Origin of the sequence: Streptococcus sp. CF7_Ac1-8, assembly GCF_024295435.1 — a bacterium.
GTDB lineage: Bacteria > Bacillota > Bacilli > Lactobacillales > Streptococcaceae > Streptococcus > Streptococcus mitis_AP.
Genome location: NZ_JANCPI010000011.1, coordinates 1 through 22,156, shown reverse-complemented (window position 1 = coordinate 22,156; position 22,156 = coordinate 1). Strand labels below are relative to the sequence as shown.

Annotated in this window: 15 protein-coding genes; 14 read left to right on the top strand and 1 reads right to left on the bottom strand. The window is 38.9% G+C overall.

From position 1 onward, the window contains the following. Nucleotides 1-8 precede the first annotated feature (8 nt). The 6 genes from atpF (at nt 9) to NMM26_RS06685 (ending at nt 5,375) form a co-directional block, all read left to right on the top strand. Nucleotides 9-503 carry a F0F1 ATP synthase subunit B gene (gene atpF, locus NMM26_RS06710; protein ID WP_254754053.1) on the top strand — a complete coding sequence of 165 codons (495 nt, stop codon included), beginning with the start codon at nt 9-11 and terminating at the stop codon, nt 501-503. Then, a complete protein-coding gene (locus tag NMM26_RS06705; RefSeq protein ID WP_254754052.1) occupies nt 503-1,039 on the top strand; it encodes a F0F1 ATP synthase subunit delta in 537 nt (178 codons plus the stop codon). The genes atpF and NMM26_RS06705 overlap by 1 nt, the downstream gene beginning before the upstream one ends. A gap of 14 nt (nt 1,040-1,053) precedes the next feature. Then, nucleotides 1,054-2,559, top strand: a complete 1,506-nt coding sequence (gene atpA, locus NMM26_RS06700; RefSeq protein ID WP_000996629.1) for a F0F1 ATP synthase subunit alpha — start codon at nt 1,054-1,056, stop codon at nt 2,557-2,559. A 15-nt stretch (nt 2,560-2,574) separates the two neighbouring features. Next, nucleotides 2,575-3,453, top strand: coding sequence for a F0F1 ATP synthase subunit gamma (locus tag NMM26_RS06695; protein ID WP_218493889.1), 879 nt, complete (start codon nt 2,575-2,577; stop codon nt 3,451-3,453). An 85-nt stretch (nt 3,454-3,538) separates the two neighbouring features. Then, entirely contained in the window at nt 3,539-4,945 is a 1,407-nt protein-coding gene (atpD, locus tag NMM26_RS06690) for a F0F1 ATP synthase subunit beta (RefSeq protein ID WP_000094357.1), read from the top strand. 10 nt (nt 4,946-4,955) lie between these two features. Continuing rightward, on the top strand, nt 4,956-5,375 hold the full coding sequence (locus NMM26_RS06685; RefSeq protein WP_254754051.1) for a F0F1 ATP synthase subunit epsilon: 420 nt from the start codon (nt 4,956-4,958) through the stop codon (nt 5,373-5,375). Between the two features lie 43 nt (nt 5,376-5,418). Here the strand turns inward: NMM26_RS06685 and NMM26_RS06680 are convergent, their stop codons facing one another. Continuing rightward, nucleotides 5,419-6,432, bottom strand: a complete 1,014-nt coding sequence (locus tag NMM26_RS06680; protein ID WP_254754050.1) for a lactonase family protein — start codon at nt 6,430-6,432, stop codon at nt 5,419-5,421. A 170-nt stretch (nt 6,433-6,602) separates the two neighbouring features. Between NMM26_RS06680 and NMM26_RS06675 the strand changes: the two genes are divergently transcribed. The 8 genes from NMM26_RS06675 to NMM26_RS06640 form a co-directional block, all read left to right on the top strand. Further along, complete coding sequence (locus NMM26_RS06675; protein WP_254754049.1) at nt 6,603-8,585, top strand: peptide ABC transporter substrate-binding protein; 1,983 nt, start codon at nt 6,603-6,605, stop codon at nt 8,583-8,585. 117 nt (nt 8,586-8,702) lie between these two features. Then, nucleotides 8,703-9,869 (top strand): AI-2E family transporter, encoded by a 1,167-nt coding sequence (locus tag NMM26_RS06670; protein ID WP_254754048.1) that lies wholly within the window; start codon nt 8,703-8,705, stop codon nt 9,867-9,869. Next, nucleotides 9,859-11,088 carry a tetratricopeptide repeat protein gene (locus NMM26_RS06665; RefSeq protein ID WP_254754047.1) on the top strand — a complete coding sequence of 410 codons (1,230 nt, stop codon included), beginning with the start codon at nt 9,859-9,861 and terminating at the stop codon, nt 11,086-11,088. Before NMM26_RS06670 ends, NMM26_RS06665 begins: the two co-directional genes overlap by 11 nt. A gap of 414 nt (nt 11,089-11,502) precedes the next feature. Next, nucleotides 11,503-12,018, top strand: coding sequence for a hypothetical protein (locus tag NMM26_RS06660; RefSeq protein ID WP_254754046.1), 516 nt, complete (start codon nt 11,503-11,505; stop codon nt 12,016-12,018). 396 nt (nt 12,019-12,414) lie between these two features. Next, nucleotides 12,415-13,056 carry an amino acid ABC transporter permease gene (locus NMM26_RS06655; RefSeq protein ID WP_049487112.1) on the top strand — a complete coding sequence of 214 codons (642 nt, stop codon included), beginning with the start codon at nt 12,415-12,417 and terminating at the stop codon, nt 13,054-13,056. Between the two features lie 9 nt (nt 13,057-13,065). Then, complete coding sequence (locus NMM26_RS06650; RefSeq protein WP_254754044.1) at nt 13,066-13,695, top strand: amino acid ABC transporter ATP-binding protein; 630 nt, start codon at nt 13,066-13,068, stop codon at nt 13,693-13,695. 9 nt (nt 13,696-13,704) lie between these two features. Continuing rightward, nucleotides 13,705-14,544, top strand: coding sequence for an amino acid ABC transporter substrate-binding protein (locus tag NMM26_RS06645; RefSeq protein WP_000182485.1), 840 nt, complete (start codon nt 13,705-13,707; stop codon nt 14,542-14,544). Between the two features lie 458 nt (nt 14,545-15,002). Beyond that, on the top strand, nt 15,003-22,156 hold a 7,154-nt coding region (locus NMM26_RS06640; protein WP_254754042.1), incomplete at its 3' end, for a Rib/alpha-like domain-containing protein.

Sequence of the window (22,156 nt, the reverse complement as noted above, 5' to 3'; positions counted from 1 at the left end):
AGTAGTTTATGAATGTAACAGTAGGTGAATTACTTGGTGATTTTATACTAATCGCTGGTTCCTTTATTCTCTTGCTAGTCTTGGTTAAGAAATACGCTTGGTCAAATTTGGCTAGCATTTTCGAAGAAAGAGCAGAAAAAATTGCAGCAGATATTGACGGAGCTGAACAAGCACGTCAAAAAGCAGAAGTATTGGCTCAAAAACGCGAAGATGAATTGGCTGGTAGTCGTAAAGAAGCTAAGACAATCATTGAGAATGCGAAAGAAACAGCTGAGAAAAGCAAAGCTAGTATTTTAGCAGATGCTAAGCTAGAAGCAGGACGCTTGAAAGAAAAAGCGAACCAAGAAATTGCTCAAAATAAAGCTGAAGCTTTACAAAGTGTTAAGGGTGAGGTAGCAGATTTGACAATCAGCTTGGCTGGTAAAATCATCTCACAAAACCTTGACGGTCATGCCCATAAAGAACTCATTGATCAGTATATCGATCAGTTAGGAGAAGCTTAATGGACAAGAAAACAGTAAAGGTAATTGAAAAATACAGCATGCCTTTTGTCCAATTGGTTTTAGAAAAAGGAGAAGAAGACCGTATCTTTTCAGACTTAGCTCAAATCAAGCAAGTTGCTGAAGAAACTGGTTTACCTTCTTTTTTAAAAAAAGTGGCAGTAGACGAGTCTGACAAGGAAAAAACGATTGCTTTCTTCCAAGACTCAGTGTCACCTTTATTGCAAAACTTGATCCAGGTTCTGGCATACAATCACAGAGCAAATCTTTTTTATGATGTGCTTGTAGATTGTTTGAACCGACTTGAAAAAGAAACAAATCGATTTGAAGTGACGATTACTGCTGCTCATCCTTTAACAGATGAACAGAAGACTCGTTTGCTCCCTTTGATTGAGAAGAAAATGTCTCTGAAAGTGCGGAGTGTAAAAGAAGAAATCGATGAAAGTCTCATTGGTGGTTTTGTCATTTTTGCCAATCACAAGACAATTGATGTGAGTATTAAACAACAACTTAAAGTTGTTAAAGAAAATTTGAAATAGAAAGTGGTGTTCTTTTGGCAATTAACGCACAAGAAATCAGCGCTTTAATTAAGCAACAAATTGAAAATTTCAAACCCAATTTTGATGTGACTGAAACAGGTGTTGTTACCTATATCGGGGACGGTATCGCGCGTGCTCACGGTCTTGAAAATGCCATGAGTGGAGAGTTGTTGATTTTTGAAAACGGCTCTTATGGTATGGCTCAAAACTTGGAGTCAACTGATGTCGGTATTATCATCCTAGGTGACTTTACGGATATCCGTGAAGGTGATACAATCCGACGTACAGGTAAAATCATGGAAGTTCCAGTAGGTGAAAGTCTCATTGGTCGTGTTGTGGATCCACTTGGCCGTCCAGTTGATGGTCTTGGAGAAATCCACACTGATAAAACTCGTCCAGTAGAAGCGCCAGCTCCTGGTGTTATGCAACGTAAATCTGTATCAGAACCACTGCAAACTGGTTTGAAAGCTATTGACGCCCTTGTACCGATTGGTCGTGGTCAACGTGAGTTGATTATTGGGGACCGTCAGACAGGGAAAACAACCATTGCGATTGATACAATCTTGAACCAAAAAGGTCAAGATATGATCTGTATCTACGTTGCGATTGGACAAAAAGAATCAACAGTTCGTACGCAAGTAGAAACACTACGTCAGTACGGTGCCTTGGACTACACAATCGTTGTGACAGCCTCTGCTTCACAACCATCTCCATTGCTTTTCCTAGCTCCTTATGCTGGGGTTGCCATGGCGGAAGAATTTATGTACCAAGGTAAGCATGTTTTGATTGTTTATGATGATCTTTCAAAACAAGCGGTCGCTTATCGTGAACTGTCTCTCTTGCTTCGTCGTCCTCCAGGTCGTGAAGCCTTCCCAGGGGATGTTTTCTACCTTCACAGCCGTTTGCTTGAGCGCTCAGCTAAAGTTTCTGATGAACTTGGTGGTGGATCGATTACAGCCCTACCATTTATCGAGACACAAGCAGGAGATATCTCAGCCTATATCGCAACCAACGTGATTTCTATCACTGATGGACAAATCTTCCTTGGTGATGGTCTTTTCAATGCAGGTATTCGTCCAGCCATCGATGCGGGTTCATCTGTATCTCGTGTAGGTGGTTCTGCACAAATCAAAGCTATGAAGAAGGTTGCTGGTACACTTCGTATCGACCTTGCTTCATATCGTGAGTTGGAAGCCTTCACTAAGTTTGGTTCTGACTTGGATGCAGCAACACAGGCTAAATTGAACCGTGGCCGTCGTACCGTTGAGGTCTTGAAACAACCTGTTCACAAACCATTACCTGTTGAGAAACAAGTAACCATTCTCTATGCTTTGACACATGGTTTCTTGGATACTGTTCCAGTAGATGATATTGTTCGTTTCGAGGAAGAGTTCCATGCCTTCTTTGATGCTCAACATCCAGAGATTTTGGAAACCATTCGTGATACAAAAGACTTGCCAGAAGAAGCAGTCTTGGATGCTGCGATTACAGAGTTTCTCAATCAAACCAGCTTCCAGTAAGAATAGAGGTGTCAGATGGCAGTATCTCTAAATGATATTAAAACAAAAATCGCCTCAACAAAAAATACGAGTCAAATCACTAATGCCATGCAGATGGTATCAGCTGCTAAGCTAGGTCGTTCTGAAGAAGCTGCTCGCAACTTCCAAGTTTATGCTCAGAAAGTTCGTAAACTTTTGACGGATATTCTTCATGGGAATGGAGCTGGTAGTTCAACTAATCCGATGTTGATTAGCCGTCCAGTTAAGAAGACAGGCTATATCGTCATTACTTCAGACCGAGGTTTGGTTGGAGGTTATAATTCCTCTATTCTGAAAGCCGTTATGGAGTTGAAGGAAGAATACCATCCAGATGGTACAGGTTTTGAAATGATCTGTATTGGTGGAATGGGAGCTGATTTCTTTAAGGCTCGCGGTATTCAGCCACTTTATGAACTACGTGGCTTGGCAGATCAACCAAGCTTTGATGAAGTCCGTAAGATTATTTCAAAAACTGTTGAAATGTACCAAAATGAACTTTTTGATGAACTCTATGTCTGCTATAACCACCATGTCAATACGCTAACTAGTCAAATGCGTGTGGAGCAAATGCTTCCGATTGTTGACTTGGATCCAAATGAAGCGGATGACAGTTACAGCTTGACCTTTGAATTGGAAACTAGCCGAGAAGAAATTTTGGAGCAGTTGTTGCCTCAGTTTGCAGAAAGTATGATTTATGGTGCTATTATCGACGCTAAGACAGCTGAAAATGCTGCGGGTATGACAGCCATGCAAACAGCGACAGATAATGCTAAGAAAGTCATTAATGATTTGACAATTCAGTATAACCGTGCCAGACAGGCGGCGATTACACAAGAAATTACAGAAATCGTAGCAGGAGCTAGTGCCTTAGAATAGGCTCTAGTCCAGCTCGTATGAAAATGAACTTAGGACCTAGTTAAACTAGGAACCGACAGTATCTTATATAGAATAGGAGAAGGAGATGAGTTCAGGTAAAATTGCTCAGGTTATCGGTCCCGTTGTAGACGTCTTGTTTGCAGCAGGGGAAAAACTTCCTGAGATTAACAATGCACTTGTCGTCTACAAAAATGACGAAAGAAAAACAAAAATCGTCCTTGAAGTAGCCTTAGAGTTGGGAGATGGTATGGTTCGTACTATCGCCATGGAATCAACAGATGGGTTGACTCGTGGAATGGAAGTATTGGACACAGGTCGTCCAATCTCTGTACCAGTAGGTAAAGAAACTTTGGGACGTGTCTTCAATGTTTTGGGAGATACCATTGACTTGGAAGCTCCTTTTACAGAAGATGCAGAGCGTCAGCCAATTCATAAAAAAGCTCCAACTTTTGATGAGTTGTCTACCTCTTCTGAAATCCTTGAAACAGGGATTAAGGTTATCGACCTTCTTGCCCCTTACCTTAAAGGTGGTAAGGTTGGACTTTTCGGTGGTGCCGGAGTTGGTAAAACCGTCTTGATCCAAGAATTGATTCACAACATTGCCCAAGAACACGGTGGTATCTCAGTATTCACTGGTGTTGGGGAACGTACTCGTGAGGGAAATGACCTTTACTGGGAAATGAAAGAATCAGGCGTTATCGAGAAAACAGCCATGGTATTTGGTCAGATGAATGAGCCACCAGGAGCACGTATGCGTGTTGCCCTTACTGGTTTGACAATCGCTGAATACTTCCGTGATGTAGAAGGACAAGACGTGCTTCTCTTTATCGATAATATCTTCCGTTTCACTCAGGCTGGTTCAGAAGTATCCGCCCTTTTGGGTCGTATGCCATCAGCCGTTGGTTACCAACCAACACTTGCTACAGAAATGGGTCAATTGCAAGAGCGTATCACATCAACTAAAAAGGGTTCTGTAACCTCTATCCAGGCTATCTATGTGCCAGCGGATGACTATACTGACCCAGCGCCAGCAACAGCCTTCGCTCACTTGGATTCTACAACAAACTTGGAACGTAAGTTGGTACAATTGGGTATCTACCCAGCCGTGGATCCACTTGCTTCAAGCTCACGTGCCTTGGCACCTGAAATCGTTGGAGAAGAGCACTATGCAGTTGCTGCTGAAGTAAAACGCGTTCTTCAACGTTACCATGAATTGCAAGATATCATTGCTATCCTTGGTATGGATGAGCTTTCTGATGAAGAAAAGACCTTAGTTGCTCGTGCCCGTCGTATCCAGTTCTTCTTGTCGCAAAACTTCAACGTTGCGGAACAATTTACTGGTCAGCCAGGTTCTTATGTTCCAGTTGCTGAAACTGTACGTGGCTTTAAGGAAATCCTTGATGGTAAACATGATCACTTGCCAGAAGATGCCTTCCGTGGTGTAGGTTCTATCGAAGATGTGATTGCAAAAGCTGAAAAAATGGGATTTTAAGAGGTGATCTATGGCTCAGTTAACTGTCCAGATCGTGACACCAGATGGTCTCGTCTATGATCACCATGCCAGCTATGTATCGGTTCGAACTCTGGATGGTGAGATGGGGATCTTGCCACGACATGAAAATATGATTGCGGTTTTAGCAGTTGATGAAGTAAAGGTAAAACGTATTGATGATGAAGATCACGTGAACTGGATTGCAGTAAACGGGGGTGTTATCGAAGTTGCCAATGGCGTTATCACAATTGTTGCTGACTCTGCAGAACGTGCTCGTGATATCGATGTTAGTCGTGCAGAACGTGCCAAACTTCGAGCGGAGCGTGAAATTGAAGAAGCACAAGACAAACACTTGATTGACCAAGAACGTCGTGCTAAGATTGCACTGCAACGTGCCATTAACCGTATTAATGTCGGAAAAAGACTATAAGAAAAAATGAACTTGAATTATCAAGTTCATTTTTTATGTATTCTTAAGGGGCAAAACTGATGCAGACCGCTTCGGGAACATGGAAGTCGTTGGAAAGTTCTGCTAGACGTCCAGTTTCAGAATTGCGCTTAAAGACGGTTGCATTGTCAGAGTCCTGATGGACAGCAATGACAAATTCTTGATCCGGTGTCAAATCAAAATCACGTGGAGTCTGACCATGTGTCGGAACGATTTCTAACAACTCTAAGCTACCGTCCGCAAGAATTGTATATACTGCGATAGAATCATGACCACGGTTAGAGGCGTAGAGGTATTTACCATCTTTAGAGAGACGAATAGCAGCAGTACCATTAAAGCCTTCATAACCGTCTGGTAGAGTTGAAATAACTTGCATGCGTTCAAATTCTCCAACACCATCGTAGATTAGAACCTCGATAGTGCTATTGAGTTCACAAATGAGATAAGCGATTTTATAGTGGTTATGGAAAATGATGTGGCGTGAGCCTGCCCCTGGCTGGCTGTGGTAGGTATAGAGCTTAGATAATTTTCCTTCTTGATCAAGGTCATAAGTGATGACTTGGTCAGTTCCCAAGTCGCAAGTCACTAGATAGTGGTCAGGTGTTAAGTCTGTGTAGTGAACATGGGGAGAAGCTTGATTTTCATGTGGACCTTGGCCACTATGTTGATCCACATCACTAAGTAGAAGACGACCATCTTCCTGACGTTTATAAACAAGGACCTGTCCCTTGTGGTAGTTTGCCGCGTACACCAAATTACGCTTTTCATCAACGGCAACATAACAGTGAGGAGCTCCTTCCTCAACGACATGATTTAATAAAGTCCCGTCAGTTTGATAGGCTGCAATTCCTCCCTTATCGTCTTGACTACCAACGGTGTATAAATGTTGGTGCTGGTCAAAGGCAAGGTAGGTTGGACTTGGCTCAGCTGCAAAAAGTTCTAGATTTGAAAGCTGACCAGTTTCTGTATCAAAGTCTGCCTTGTAAATCCCTTGGGAAGTACGACGTGTATAAGTTCCAAAATAAACAGTTTCTTTCATAACTTTACCTCTATATAAAGATAAGACTATTATATCACAAAAAATGCAGTGTTGAAACTCTACAACGCATAGATAAAAACAATAATATATTAAATCAAGCTTGATTTTGTATTGATTTCCTTTTGAAAAGTGCTATAATAATCCTATACAAATTGCAAAGGAGTTTGTTTATGAAAAAACGTGTTTTCCTAGCAGCAGGAGTTGCTGTACTCTCGGCAGCTGTCCTAGCAGCGTGTTCATCTGGTAGTGCTAATAAAGAAGCAAATAAACCAGTTACTTATGCCTATGTATTTTCATCAGATCCTTCGACTCTGGATTATACAGTTTCAGGAAATGTCAGCACTAAACAGGTCACAGGTAACGTTATTGACGGTTTACTTGAAAATGACCAATATGGAAATCTGGTTCCATCAGTTGCAGAAGATTGGACTGTTTCCAAAGATGGTTTGACCTACACCTATAAAATCCGTCAGGGTGTAAAATGGTATACCAACGAGGGGGAAGAGTATGGTGAAGTCAAGGCTCAAGACTTTGTAACTGGTCTGAAACACGCAGCAGATAAGAAATCACAGGCTCTTTATCTCGTACAGGATTCTATCAAAGGATTGGATGACTATGTAAATGGGAAAACAACGGATTTTTCTACTGTTGGTGTAAAAGCAATTGACGATTATACTGTTGTTTATACTTTGAATCATCCAGAGTCTTTCTGGAATTCAAAAACAACAATGGGAGTCCTTGCACCAGTCAATGAAGACTTTTTAGCTTCTAAGGGAGATGACTTTGGTAAACCAACTGATGTAACGAGCATTCTATACAATGGGCCTTATCTCCTAAAAGGTCTTACATCTAAGTCTTCTATCGAAATGACCAAAAATCAAAACTACTGGGATAAACAAAATGTCTTTATTGATGATATCAAGTTATCCTTCTTTGATGGTCAAGATGCAGACTCTCTAGGACGCGGTTTTGATGAGGGACACTATCCAGCTGCACCACTCTTTAAAAACTCTGCTAACTATGAACGTCTAAAAGAAAAATACAAGGATAATATTGTGTATGGTCAACAGCGTGGAGGAGTTTTTTATATCTCAACCAATATCGACCGTGTAAATTACAATCACACTGCTAAAACAAGTGATGCAGAAAAAACATCTACTAAGAAAGCCTTGTTAAACAAAGATTTCCGTCAAGCCTTGACTTTTGCGGTAGATCGTAAAGCAGGGATCTCTCAAGTATTTGGTGATGAAGTAGGACCTCGTAAGTTACGGACAAGTTTCACTCCTCCAACATTTGTTCAAGTAGGAGATCAAACATTTGGTCAAGTTACTAAGACAGAATTGGATAAATTGGATAATGTCTGGAAAGATGTTAGTCTTGATGATGCCCAAGATTCACTTCATAATGTAGACAAGGCTAAAGCTAAGTTTGAAGCTGCTAAGAAAACCCTTCAAGCTGATGGAGTCCAGTTCCCAATTCATTTAGATTTGCCAATTTCTTCATCAAATCCAGATTTTATTCGTCAGGTTCAGTCTTATAAACAATCCATTGAGGAAGCCTTAGGCTCTGAAAATGTGGTTGTTGACATTCAACAGGTTTCTGATGATGAATTGGGAAGTATGACTGTTCTAGCTACTTCCAATGCAAATACTGACTGGGATATTAATGCAGTCAGTGGTTGGAATCCAGACTTTGCTGATCCATCGACTTATCTAGATGTATTTGATCCAACTTCAGGTCCAAGTCTCCTAAGTGCTCTTGGTGTGGCACCAGGAACAGACAATCCAGTTATTAAAACAGTTGGATTGGATAAATACAAAGAACTGATTGATGATGCAAATAGTGAGAAAACAGACCTTCAAAAACGTTATTCCAAATATTCTAAGGCTCAAGCTTGGTTGTCAGATAGTGCACTTGTTATTCCAGTATACTCTGATGGTGCTCAAATGCTAGTGACGAAAATGGTTCCTGGCAGTGGTGCCGGTGGCTGGGTAGGTGACAAGACTAGTGAAAATAGCTACAAGTATCTGAAAATCCAAGATAAGATTGTCACTACTAAAGAAATGGATGAGTTCCGCAAGAAATTTGCTGATGAAAAAGCCAAATCCAATGCTGATTATCAGAAGAACTTAGACCGTCATATTCAAGACTAATCGAATCTCCTCTTTTGAGGAGATTTTTTATGTTGCTGTCTCCATGTAAGCACTTTAAAAAAGAGTTATTTTGATTTAAAAATGGTATAATGAGAGAACAATAGAAAGGAAGTATTTATGGAGCAAAAAGAGAAACATTTTAGCCTATCTTGGTTTTTCAAGTGGTTTTTGGATAACAAGGCCATTACGGTATTTTTGGTAACTTTATTATTGGGACTGAATCTTTTTATTTTAAGTAAGATTAGTTTTCTATTTTCACCTGTTTTAGACTTTTTGGCAGTTGTGATGTTGCCAGTCATTCTATCTGGTTTGCTATATTATTTATTAAATCCTATTGTTGATTGGATGGAAAAACGCAAAATCAATCGTGTTATCGCAATCAGTATTGTCTTTGTCATCATCGCTCTCTTTATCATTTGGGGCTTGGCAGTAGCTATTCCAAATCTGCAACGTCAGGTTTTAAGTTTTGCAAGGAATGTTCCAGTCTACCTGGAAGATGCTGATCGCGTTATTGATGATTTGGTAACCAAACGTTTGCCAGATGATTTCAGACCTCAGTTAGAGCAAGTGTTGACAAACTTCTCAAGTCAGGCTACAGTTTGGGCAAGTAAGGTTTCTTCTCAGGCAGTTAACTGGGTGAGTGCCTTTATTAGCGGGGCATCTCAAGTGATTGTTGCTTTGATTATTGTTCCTTTCATGCTCTTTTATCTCTTGCGTGATGGGAAAGGATTGCGTAACTATTTGACTCAATTCATGCCAACGAAATTGAAAGAACCTGTAGGACAAGTTTTATCAGATGTGAATCAGCAGTTGTCCAACTATGTTAGAGGGCAAGTAACAGTAGCTATTATTGTAGCAGTAATGTTTATGATCTTCTTCAAGATTATCGGTCTACGTTATGCGGTTACGCTGGGTGTTACTGCTGGTATTTTAAATCTGGTTCCTTATCTTGGTAGCTTCCTAGCCATGCTTCCTGCCCTAGTATTGGGCTTGATTGCCGGGCCAGTCATGCTTTTAAAAGTGGTGATTGTCTTTATCGTAGAACAAACTATTGAAGGCCGTTTTGTCTCTCCATTGATTTTGGGAAGTCAATTAAACATCCATCCCATTAATGTTCTCTTTGTTTTGTTAACTTCAGGATCCATGTTTGGTATCTGGGGAGTCTTGCTCGGTATTCCTGTTTATGCTTCTGCTAAGGTTGTCATTTCAGCGATTTTTGAATGGTATAAGGTAGTCAGTGGCCTATATGAACTAGAAGGAGAGGAAGCTAAGAGTGAACAATAGTCAACAGATGTTACAGGCTTTGGAGGAGCAAGATTTAACCAAGGCTGAGCACTATTTCGTCAAAGCTTTAGAAAATGATCCAAGTGACCTTCTGTATGAGTTGGCAACTTATCTTGAAGGGATTGGTTTTTATCCTCAGGCCAAGGAAATTTACTTGAAAATTGAAGGGGATTTCCCAGAGGTTAATCTTAATCTAGCAGCTATTGCTAGTGAGGATGGTCAAATTGAAGAAGCCTTTGCCTATCTTGAGGAAATCCAAGCTGACAGTGACTGGTATGTTTCGGCTTTGGCTCTGAAGGCAGACCTTTACCAGTTGGAAGGTTTGACAGATGTGGCGCGTGAGAAATTATTGGAGGCCTTGACTTACTCAGAAGATCCTCTCTTGATATTGGGATTAGCAGAGTTGGATAGTGAGTTGGAAAATTATCAAGAGGCCATTCAAGGCTATGCCCAGTTAGATAATCGCTCGATTTATGAGCAAACAGGCATTTCTACCTATCAACGGATTGGCTTTGCCTATGCACAGTTGGGGAAATTTGAAACGGCTACAGAGTTTTTAGAAAAAGCCCTGGAGTTAGAATACGATGACCTAACAGCTTTTGAGTTGGCCAGTCTTTACTTTGATCAAGAAGAATACCAAAAAGCTGTCCTCTACTTTAAGCAGCTTGATACCATTTCTCCTGACTTTGAAGGCTATGAGTATGGTTATAGTCAGGCCTTACATAAGGAACATCAAGTTCAAGAAGCCCTGCGTATCGCTAAGCAAGGCTTAGAGAAAAATCCCTTTGAAACTCGCCTCTTGCTAGCTGCTTCACAATTCTCTTATGAATTGCATGATACCAGTGGTGCAGAAAACTACCTCCTTACTGCAAAAGAAGACGCTGATGATACGGAAGAAATCTTACTCCGTCTAGCTACTATTTATCTAGAACAGGAACGTTATGAGGATATTTTAGACTTACAAAGTGATGAGCCAGAAAATCTTTTGACCAAGTGGATGATTGCTCGTTCCTATCAAGAAATGGACGATTTGGATACTGCCTATGAGCTTTACCAAGAGTTGGCAGGAGATTTAAAGGATAATCCAGAATTTCTGGAACACTATATCTATCTCTTGCGTGAATTGGGCTACTTTGAGGAAGCAAAAGTCAATGCGCAAGTTTACTTAAAACTGGTTCCAGATGATGTGCAAATGCAAGAATTGTATGAGAGATTGTAAGAATCCATACATTACAGAAAACTGCAAGTTATTACTAGATAACAATTGCGGTTTTTTACTTTTTTTTTCAAATAAATATGGCTGAAGTTTTATTGCAATGTGACGAGAATTTGTATGTAAATCAGGTTAAGATTGTTTCATTAGAAGGGTAGAGTTTTGTTTTTATTTCAAAACTCTTATCTTAAAATTTCAAAATAGATTACATATCCAGGATAGGGCTTGTATTTTTTGTTTGACAAAATTAAAAAAATGTGTAAGAATAAGAAGAATTGAAAACAGGAAAACTCACCTCCTTTCGATTCGTCAAGCCTTATCGTTAGGCAATGAGGGGGCGGAGAGACGCGCTCGTCAACAGAAGTATCTCATTGGAAATGTTGCTCACTTTTTAGTGAGCTTTTTATCTAAGGAATAGGAATGAAAAGTAAGAAGTTAAAATTAGGTCAAATTGATTTAAAAATGTGCAAGGATTATGACCTTATTCAAGCGATGGATTATGATTTTAAGACAAAGGAAGTAATGAATAAAGGAAGGGGATTTGCGGTAACTGTTGTCAAAATACAGGGATTGACTTTCTTGATTCCATTTAGAAGTTATATTCCTAAAAAGTATCAGTTGAAGTATAAGCTAAGAAATTCGGCAAAAGAAGGATATGTTGAAGGATTAGATATTGGTAAAACCTTGATTTTAGAAGACAAAAGCTACTTACTAAATACAACTTTCCGCCTTCGGAAAATCGAAGATTATTATAAAGTGATGGATAACGATAAAGCTATAATTAATAAGTTAGTGAAAGCTATTATAGATTATAACCGCGCTTTAGAAATAAATGATAGAAACAAACTTGAAGATCCTAAACGCTTTAAATTCTCAACATTCCAGAATTATTCTACTAGATTAAAAGTAATTACAGAAAAAGACTATTTAGAATAGATAATGTTTTCGCAGGCTACGGCTTGTGTTTTTTTGTTTGACTAAAAATGTGGATTTAAAATCCAGGAAACATAAATAGGATAGTCAGATTTCAAATCTGTAAAATCATCTTCTTGAAGGGGGAGTGGTTTTTTCAAAAATAAATACAGTGAAATGACTCACTGCTCCTTTTGGAAACTATTAGAATCAAATTGCAAGGTTCTCAACTATAGGGGCAAAGATGTTTATAAAAATGAATACAAAGATGAATACGATTCTAAAAAATAACAGTAATTGATGAAAATGATTTTAAAGAAAAAATAAGTAAAAACTCAATTATCAATAAGCAACAGAAAGCATTTGTAAACACTAATCTCTTGTGCTATAATAGGAACAATTATTTTTAGGAGGTGCAGTATGTCTTATTTGTTTGAGATATTACCGAGTTTATTGAGCGGTGCAAGCATGACTTTGCAGGTTTTTGCACTGGTCTTGATTTTTTCTATTCCCTTGGGCGTTTTGATTGCCTTTGCCTTGCAAGTCCATTGGAAGCCCCTCCATCATTTGATTAATATTTATATTTGGATTATGCGAGGCACACCCTTGCTCTTGCAATTAATCTTTATCTATTATGTGCTGCCAAGTATTGGGATTCGTTTGGACCGTCTTCCTGCGGCTATCATTGCTTTTGTTCTCAATTATGCGGCTTACTTTGCTGAAATCTTCCGTGGGGGGATTGATACCATTCCTAAAGGTCAATATGAGGCTGCTAAGGTTTTGAAGTTTAGTCCCTTTGACACAGTTCGCTATATTATCTTGCCCCAAGTGACCAAGATTGTTCTTCCTAGTGTATTTAACGAAGTTATGAGTTTGGTCAAGGATACTTCTTTGGTCTATGCACTTGGAATTTCAGATCTTATCTTGGCTAGTCGAACAGCTGCAAACCGTGATGCTAGCCTAGTTCCTATGTTCTTGGCAGGAGCCATTTACTTAATTTTGATTGGTATTGTGACCATCCTTGCCAAAAAAGTTGAGAAGAAGTACAGTTACTATAGATAGGAGGCTGCCATGTTAGAATTACGAAATATCAATAAGGGCTTTGGTGAAAAGCAAATTTTATCTAATTTCAGTCTAAAAATTCCTGAAAAGCAAATCCTGGCTATTGTTGGGCCTTCTGGTGGAGGTAAGACAACTCTCTTACGTATGCTTGCAGGTCTTGAAACCATTGATTCAGGGCAAATCTTTTATAATGGAGAACCTTTAGAACTGGATGAATTGGAGAAGCGAAATCTACTAGGATTTGTCTTCCAAGATTTTCAACTGTTTCCTCATTTATCAGTTCTAGATAATTTGACCTTATCTCCTGTGAAAACAATGGGAATGAAGCAGGAAGAGGCTGAGAAGAAGGCGCGTGGGCTCCTGGAACAGTTGGGACTGGCAGGACATGCAAATGCCTATTCATTTTCACTATCAGGTGGACAAAAGCAGCGGGTGGCCTTGGCGCGTGCTATGATGATTGACCCAGAAATCATTGGCTACGATGAACCAACTTCTGCCCTAGATCCAGCATTGCGCTTGGAAGTGGAAAAACTGATCTTGCAAAATAGGGAACTTGGAATGACGCAGATTGTGGTTACCCACGATTTACAATTCGCTGAAAATATCGCAGATCAGATTCTCAAGGTTGAGCCCAAGTAGGAGGTCCCGATGACTAATAAGAAAATTGCTTTAGTATTGGTTTCTCTCCTGACTCTCTTTTTAACGGCCTGTACTCAGAAAGCTAGTGATCCAAAGCAGGATAACTGGGATAAGTATCAAGAGCAGGGAACCATTACTATTGGCTTTGACAATACCTTTGTACCCATGGGTTTTGAAGAAAAGAATGGCCAATATACAGGCTTTGATATTGATTTAGCGCAAGCTGTCTCTGAAAAATTAGGTTTTAAGGTTCAATTTCAGCCAATCGACTGGGATATGAAGGAGACGGAACTGCAAAATGGAACCATAGATGCCATCTGGAATGGCTATTCTGCCACTGATGAACGCCGAGAAAAGGTTGCCTTTAGCATTCCATATATGGAAAATCAGCAAGTTCTGGTTGCGAAGAAAAGTCAGCAGATTCATTCAGTAGAGGATATGAAGGATAAGACCTTGGGAGCTCAAGCTGGATCCTCTGGTTATCTAGACTTTGAAGCCCAGCCAGATTTATTGAAAAATCGTGTCAAAGACCAGAAGGCCAATCAATACCAGAGTTTCAATGAAGCCTTGATTGATTTGAAGAATGACCGAATTGATGCCTTGTTGATTGACCGAGTGTATGCTAATTACTATCTTCAGTCTGAAGGAATATTAAATGACTACAATGTCTTTTCAGCTGGATTTGAAAGTGAATCCTTTGCGGTCGGAGTTAGACCAGCAGACAAGAGATTACTGCAAGCTTTAAACCAAGCCTTTATTGAACTATACCAAGAAGGAAAGTTCCAAGAGATTAGCCAAAAATGGTTTGGAGATGATGTAGCAACCAAAGAAGTGAAGGATGGAAAATAAAATAGATAGCAAGCCTAGTTTTGTCTTTAAAACTGGGCCTTGTTTTTTTATAGACTTTATTTTATAAAGCTGGAGGAACTTCTAGATTTTACAGCTATTTTGGGTAGAACTTGTGCATCTAGCTTCATTCTGTAATCCCTTATCTGTTGCTAAAAGTCAATGAAGACCTGATAAAAAATATCAGAAAATTCATTTTTATAATCAAATCATACGAACAATCAAATAATATAGAAAATCACTAAAGTAATATAAATTCTATTTTTGTAAGGGTTTACCTTAAAGAGAAGTTTGTGAAATTACTTTAGCGATTATACTTGAAAATGCTTGATTTATAGGAAAAAAAAGAGTATAATTATTTGTAACCCTTTAAAACATACTCATATATTTTAGGGGGGGGGCTTTTTATTTAGCCTTCTTAGATATATTAACTGATAATTATCAGAAAAAGGAGTAAGGGAATGTTTAAACCCAAAGGGCGTCATGTTCGCCAATCGCAAGTGGAGAAATTCACACGTTACAGTATTCGTAAGGTTAGTTTTGGTGCGGCTAGTGTGGCTGTAGCTACTGGATTGTTTTTCCTTGGTGGAGGAAGCGTCCAAGCTGCTGAACCAGTAACTAATACAGAACATACAGAAGTTCAAAATCCTCAAAATGTAAATGAGAAGTCCCCGGAACCCTCTAAGGAAGTTACTGGACAAGGGTCTGCTACTGCTAAAGAGGCCGATGGACAAAATAATACTTCTGTAAAAGAGTCTGCCGCTGACAAACAAAATAGTGAAGTTCAAAATCCAAATGTAGAGGCAGAAAAAGTTGCTATTAATACAGCATCATTAGAAGATTTAGTTGCTAAAGTTGAAGGTAGATTGAGTCAATTAACTGAAGACAAGAAAACAAAATCAGTCATTGATGATGCTAAAAACTTGGTTAATAAAGCAAAAGAGCTTTTAAACGATGATACAAAAACACAGGAAAAAGTGGATGCACAAGCTAAACAACTTTCAAGTAGCCTTGTCATTTTAAACAGTATCAAATCAGAAACAACTGAAGAGAAAGTAAATAAAAACCAAGACCCAAGAAATGGACAAGCTATCCCAGGTAATGGGGAAAGTGGATTTAGAACTAACGACGCTGCAACTACTGCTACAACAACCACAGGAACAAGTGATACAATCACACCAACAAATCCAGCGCAACCAACTGCGAAAGATATTATCGGAAGTACAAGTACAGTATCACGAGAAAACTTTACGGGTTGGGATACCTATACAATGCCATTTGGTAGTCACCATGCAGGCGAGGGTGATTTAGGTGTTAATACGCCAGAGAAAAAAGCTGATGCTGCAGACTTAGAGTTTAGAGTATTCTCTGATCAAAGATCTGGCACAAGACCTAGCCCTGGACCATCTAACTATACGTATTTAGGTAAAGAGAATGATGTAAGGGCTCGTATTGACTATGGTTTGAAGTTGCCAGCAGAAAAGGTACAAAAAATTATCGAAGAAGCTCCTCTATGGCGAGGAAAACAAAGATATAATGGTACAACAATTTCAAGTCAAGTCCCAGCAACCTACTATGGAAATGGACCATATGAATATCTGCTTTCTAGTATCTATAAACTTGGATATGAACAAGGAATCGATAAAGTATACATTAAAGATGTAAGTAAACGTATTGAAGTAACAGAAGCTGCTAAAAAGGCTGGCTGGACTGTTTCAGATTTCAATGTCTTTAATTTTCCAAATGGTTTATTTTATGATAAAGCAACAGATAGTGTACAAGGGGTTGTAACTCATAGAAGTCCATTTAACTATCAACAAGTAAAAGCTCGAGTAACGTTTAAAAATACTAATACTGGTAAAAGTGTTACGATTCCATTAGATGATCATAGATTTGGTGGAACAGCATGGAAAGATGGAACACCACCTACCCTAGAAATCAACAATGCTGTTAAAGAAGGTAAAGTAGGAGAAGCACTAACTGTTCCAGTAGAATATAGAGATGCTGGAGCTTCGCATGCTGGAGTACCAAATGATAGAAGAGTTTCTTATACTTTAACGGATGAAAATGGAGCACCAATCGGACGTACAACTACAATTACAGAAACTGTAGGACGTGCAATTCTTGGGGTTTCTGGAGCGAAGATTACAGGAACGACAGGTACCGATGCTGCTACTCCTACAGAATTAACAGGAGATGAGACAAAAATTCCAGGTGTCGGTTTCACCATTGCATCAGCTGATATGACTGAAAATAATCCAAATGGATTTAAAGGAACACCAACAGAAGCTGGGATTTACAGAGTTTCAATCTATGCAAGAGATTATAAAGAGACAAATGCCAATGAAGCATATGCACATGCAACATTTAAAATTGCACCTTCAGTATCTATAAAAAATGTACATGCTTATGATACAGAAGTTCCGATTACAATTTCTAGAGGGGCTTCAGAAGCAACGATTACATTACCAGATGGAACAAACACAAAAGTTGTTGCTAAAAATGGTAAGTGGGTTGTCTCAGAAACAACAAATACTGCTGTAAATGTCAATGATGAAATTGGTACAGTTGGTGAAACTTTCAATCTAAAAGTTCTTCCAACAGCAACAGCAAATGCTGCAACAGATACGATTAACGTAACTGCAAATAGTGAAAATATAACAGCAACATTTACAAGGGCAGAAGTAGCCTTAAAAACTAGACTTGGAGAGAATGTAGCAGCAACATTCAATAAAGTTACTGGACGATGGGAGTTATCTGGTGAGACTGCTGAGAAGAAAACTCTTAACAGCGATGGAACAACAACTTGGTTAAAACGTGACCTATATGTTGATGTGAATAAAGATGGCGAAACGATTTTTAATGTTTACGAATATACTCGTACATTAAATGCAGAAGGAAAAGTTACAGCAGTTAATAATGTATTTCGTACACTAACAACTTATAACAAAGAAAATGCAGCCAATAGTTCAGCAGATTCAGCAACTGATACTAATAAAGGAATGGTTGTAACGGTTAGATACGATAAAGGACTAAACAAATGGACTGCTGATGATAACTCTACCGTAACAGCAACAAAAACTGGAGATAAATGGACGATTTCTACTTCATCAGGATTCAATGGAACAGTCGATGCAGTGGAAACAGCAAGTTCTTCAGATAAAGCGTCTGTATTAAATGATGCTCCATCTATTAGCTCCACTTCTTATACTACAGTAAAAGGTGCTACAGTAGACTTAGTGAAACAAAAATCAGCTACAGTAACAATTACAGATAGAGAAGATGATGCGACAACTGCTCCAAATAAAAAGGAAACAACAGTTACAAAAGTAACGTTAACATCTCCTTCAGGAACAGTAACAGAATATAGTAGTGCAGCAGAAGCAGCAGCTGTTAAATTATCAGAAGTTGGTACTTACACAGTTAAAGTTGAAGTAAAAGATAGTAACGGAAATGTCGTTACTGCAGATACTGAAACGGATACTGGAACAAATAAAGGTGCAGACACTGCTGTGAATTCAACTACTTATAAAATTACTGTAAAAGATCAAGAAACAAATAAATTGTATACAGTTGAAGGTGATACTGTAACAAATGATCAGTTGAAAGAAAAAGTAAATCCTACAGCTGTAGACGGCTTTACTCCAACTAAAAATGATATTGCTGATATTCCAACAACAGCTAAAAAAGCAGGTCAAACATTAGAAGTGCCAGCAACAGTAACTTATACAAAAGGAACTGAAACAATCCCTGTAGAAACGAAAGTAGATGTTGTTGTCTTACCAAAAGTAACACCTACAGGAGTAACAGTTCTTAAAGATAGCACAGGATTAGAAGAAGCTGTTAAAGCGAAAGCAGTGGAAGCAGCTACAGCGACAACTAAGTTGCCAGATGGTGTAACTGTAAGAGTTAAAGAAGTTAAAGCTGGAACAGTACCGGCAACAACAGCAACTGGAGTACAAACTCCAGCAACAGCAGTTGTAGAGTATGTAAAAGATGGTAATGTAGTTAAAACTAGCGAAGTACCAGTACCAGTAACGGTAGTAGGTTCAACAGCAAGTAACATCGTCGTGTTCGAAGGTGAAAAACCAACCGCTGAACAAGCAAAAACAGCTGTAACACCAGGAACAGATGGAACAAAAGGTGAACCAACAACATTACCAGAAACAGCAGGTAAAGCAGGAGCGACAGACGTTAAAGTAGACGTACCAGTAACATATGACAATGGTAAGTTAACAGAAACAGTAAGTGTACCAGTAACAGTTTTACCAAAACCAGAAGCTGATGAAATTTTAGTTGCTAAAAACAGTGACAAGGAAAAGGCTAAAGAAAAAGTACTAGCTCAAGCTGAAAAAGCAATTGCTGATGGAACATTTACAGGTAAATTACCTCAAGGAGCAACAGTTACTGTTGATAATACAGTGCCAGTAACAATTCCTGAATTAACAGATGATACTGAAGTAGAAGTAACTGTTAAGTACACAGTTCCTGGACAAGATAAACCATTAACTACAACAGTTAAAGTACCAGTTACAGTAGTTGAAGGTGTACCACAAATCGTACCAGTGGATGAAAGCAACAAACAACCAGATCCAGAAAAGAACATTGATAAGACAGATTATCCAGAAGGATCTACATTTAGATATAAGACTCCAGATGGACAAACATCTCCAATCGATGTAACAACAACTGGAGATAAGAATGTGATTGTTGAAGTACTTGACCCACAAGGAAACACAATTGTTGAAGTCCCAGCAACTGTACGTGTAGTAGGTAGCACACCACAATTTGTAGTAGCAGATCCAGCTAAGAAACAACCAGAAGCGAAAGATAGTGTTACACCAGGAGAATATCCAGATGGTACAACATTTGAATATAAGACACCAGTAGATACAACAACTGCAGGTGAAAAAGATGTGACAGTTGTAGCTAAGCTAAATGGTCAACCAATTGTAGAAGTTCCTGCAAAAGTAGTGGTAGTAGATCCTAAGACACAATACGTAGTAGCAGATCCAAGCAAACCACAACCAGATGCTTCTAAGAGTATTGATCCAGAACAATATCCAGATGGCACAACATTTGAGTACAAAACTCCAGTAGATACGACTACACCAGGAGAAAAAGATGTAGTTGTCGTTGCAAAAGATGGAGAAGATAAACTTGTTGAAGTACCAACAAAAGTGAAGGTCGTACAAGGAAATCCACAAATCGTTCCAGTGGATGAAGGTAAGAAACAACCATCACCTGAAGATAGTATTGATCCGAATGATTACCCAGATGATGCAACATTTGAGTATAAAGAAGAAGTAGATACATCTACACCAGGTGATAAGAAAGTTACCGTTGTTGTTAAACAAGGGGATAAAGTATTAGTTGAAGTACCGTCTACAGTACGAGTAGTAGAAAGTTATCCTAAATATGTACCAGTAGATCCAGCTAAGAAACAGCCAGATCCAAAAGAAAACATTAATCCAAATGATTTCCCAACTGGAACAACATTTGAATACAAAGATAACACTCCAGTAGATACAACAACACCAGGTGAAAAACCTGTAACGGTAGTAGCGAAATTAGACGGGCAACCAATTACAGAAATTCCAGCTAAGATTGTTGTTGTAGAATCTAAGACACAGTATGTTCCAGTGAATGCTGAAAGTGATAAGAAACCAAAACCACAAGATAGCATTACACCAGATGATTATCCAGCAGGCTCAACGTTTGAGTACAAGACTCCAGAAGGACAAACAACTCCATATGATGGAACAACTCCAGGTGAGAAAGATGTTACTGTAGTCGTGAAAGATTCAGATGGAGATCCAATTGTAGAAGTACCTGCGAAGATCAAAGTCGTTCAAGGTAAAGAACAATTAACTCCAGTAAATGCTGAAGATAAAGATAAACCTAAAGCTGAAGATAGTATCACACCAAGTGACTATCCAGAAGGTTCAACATTCGAATACAAAGTTCCAGAAGGACAAACAACTCCATATGATGGAACAACTCCAGGGGATAAACCAGTTACTGTAGTTGTAAAAGATAAAAATGGAAAAGTGTTAGTAGAAGTTCCAGCTACTATTAAAGTAGTTGAAACAAAACCAACACCGATTGAAACACCAGTAACAAACACTCCTTTAACTGAAGGCGATTATACAAAAGGAATGAAGATTCCAGAAGGAGCAACTGTTAAGGTCGGCGATCTTCCAGATTTAACAACACCAGGTGAAAAACCCCCTGTAAAAGTAACGATTACATTACCAAATGGTAAATCTTATACTGTGGATGTTCCAGTCACTGTTACTCCAGTTAAGGAAATTGAAACACCAGTAACAACCACACCATTAACACCGGACGATTATACTAAAGGAATTAAGATTCCAGAAGGCGGTAAAGTAACGAATGTTGAAAACATTCCAGACTTGACAACACCAGGTAAGAAAGATCCAGTTAAGGTAACGATTGAATTACCAAATGGTAAAGTTATCACAGTGGACGTTCCGGTGAATGTAACGCCAGTTAAGGAAATCGAAACCCCAGTAACAACCACACCATTAACACCGGACGATTACACTAAAGGAATTACAATTCCAGAAGGTGGTAAGGTTACTAAGGTTGAAAATATTCCAGACTTGACAACACAAGGTAAGAAAGATCCAGTTAAGGTAACGATTGAATTACCAAATGGTAAAGTTATCACAGTGGATGTTCCGGTGAATGTAACGCCAGTTAAGGAAATCGAGACTCCAGTAACAACCACACCATTAACACCGGACGATTACACTAAAGGAATTACGATTCCAGAAGGTGGTAAGGTTACTAAGGTTGAAAATATTCCAGACTTGACAACACCAGGTAAGAAAGATCCGGTTAAGGTAACGATTGAATTGCCAAATGGTAAAGTTATCACAGTGGACGTTCCAGTAACTGTTACTCCAGTTAAGGAAATTGAAACACCAGTAACTACAACACCGTTAACCCCAGAGGATTACACTAAAGGAATTACGATTCCAGAAGGTGGTAAGGTTACTAAGGTTGAAAATATTCCAGACTTAACAACGCCAGGTAAGAAAAATCCAGTTAAGGTAACGATTGAATTGCCAAATGGCAAAGTAGTTACGGTAGAAGTACCAGTAAATGTAACTCCAGTTAAGGAAATCGAGACACCAGTAACGAAAGATAAATTGACTCCAGAAGATATCTTGAAACAAATCAAAGTACCAGAAGGAGCAACTGTTAAGGTAGGAGATCTTCCAGACTTAACAACACCAGGTAAGAAGGATCCTGTAAAAGTAACGATTACATTACCAAATGGTAAAGTTGTGACTGTAGAAATTCCAGTAACTGTAACTCCTATTGAAGATATTGTTAAAAAACAAGGTGATCCAATTACTACTGAGGATGTTGAAAAACACATTCCAAAAGGAGCAAAAGTTATCTCAATTGGTGACAAACCTTCAACAGATATTTCAGGTGAAAGACCAAGTATTCCAGTTGTGATTGAGTTACCAAATGGAATTCGAGTAACTGTAAATGTACCAGTTATCGTAACACCAAAAGTTACGCCTGTGGTAGTTAAAGTTGGAACACCAGTTACGCCAGAAGATGTTAAGAAACATAT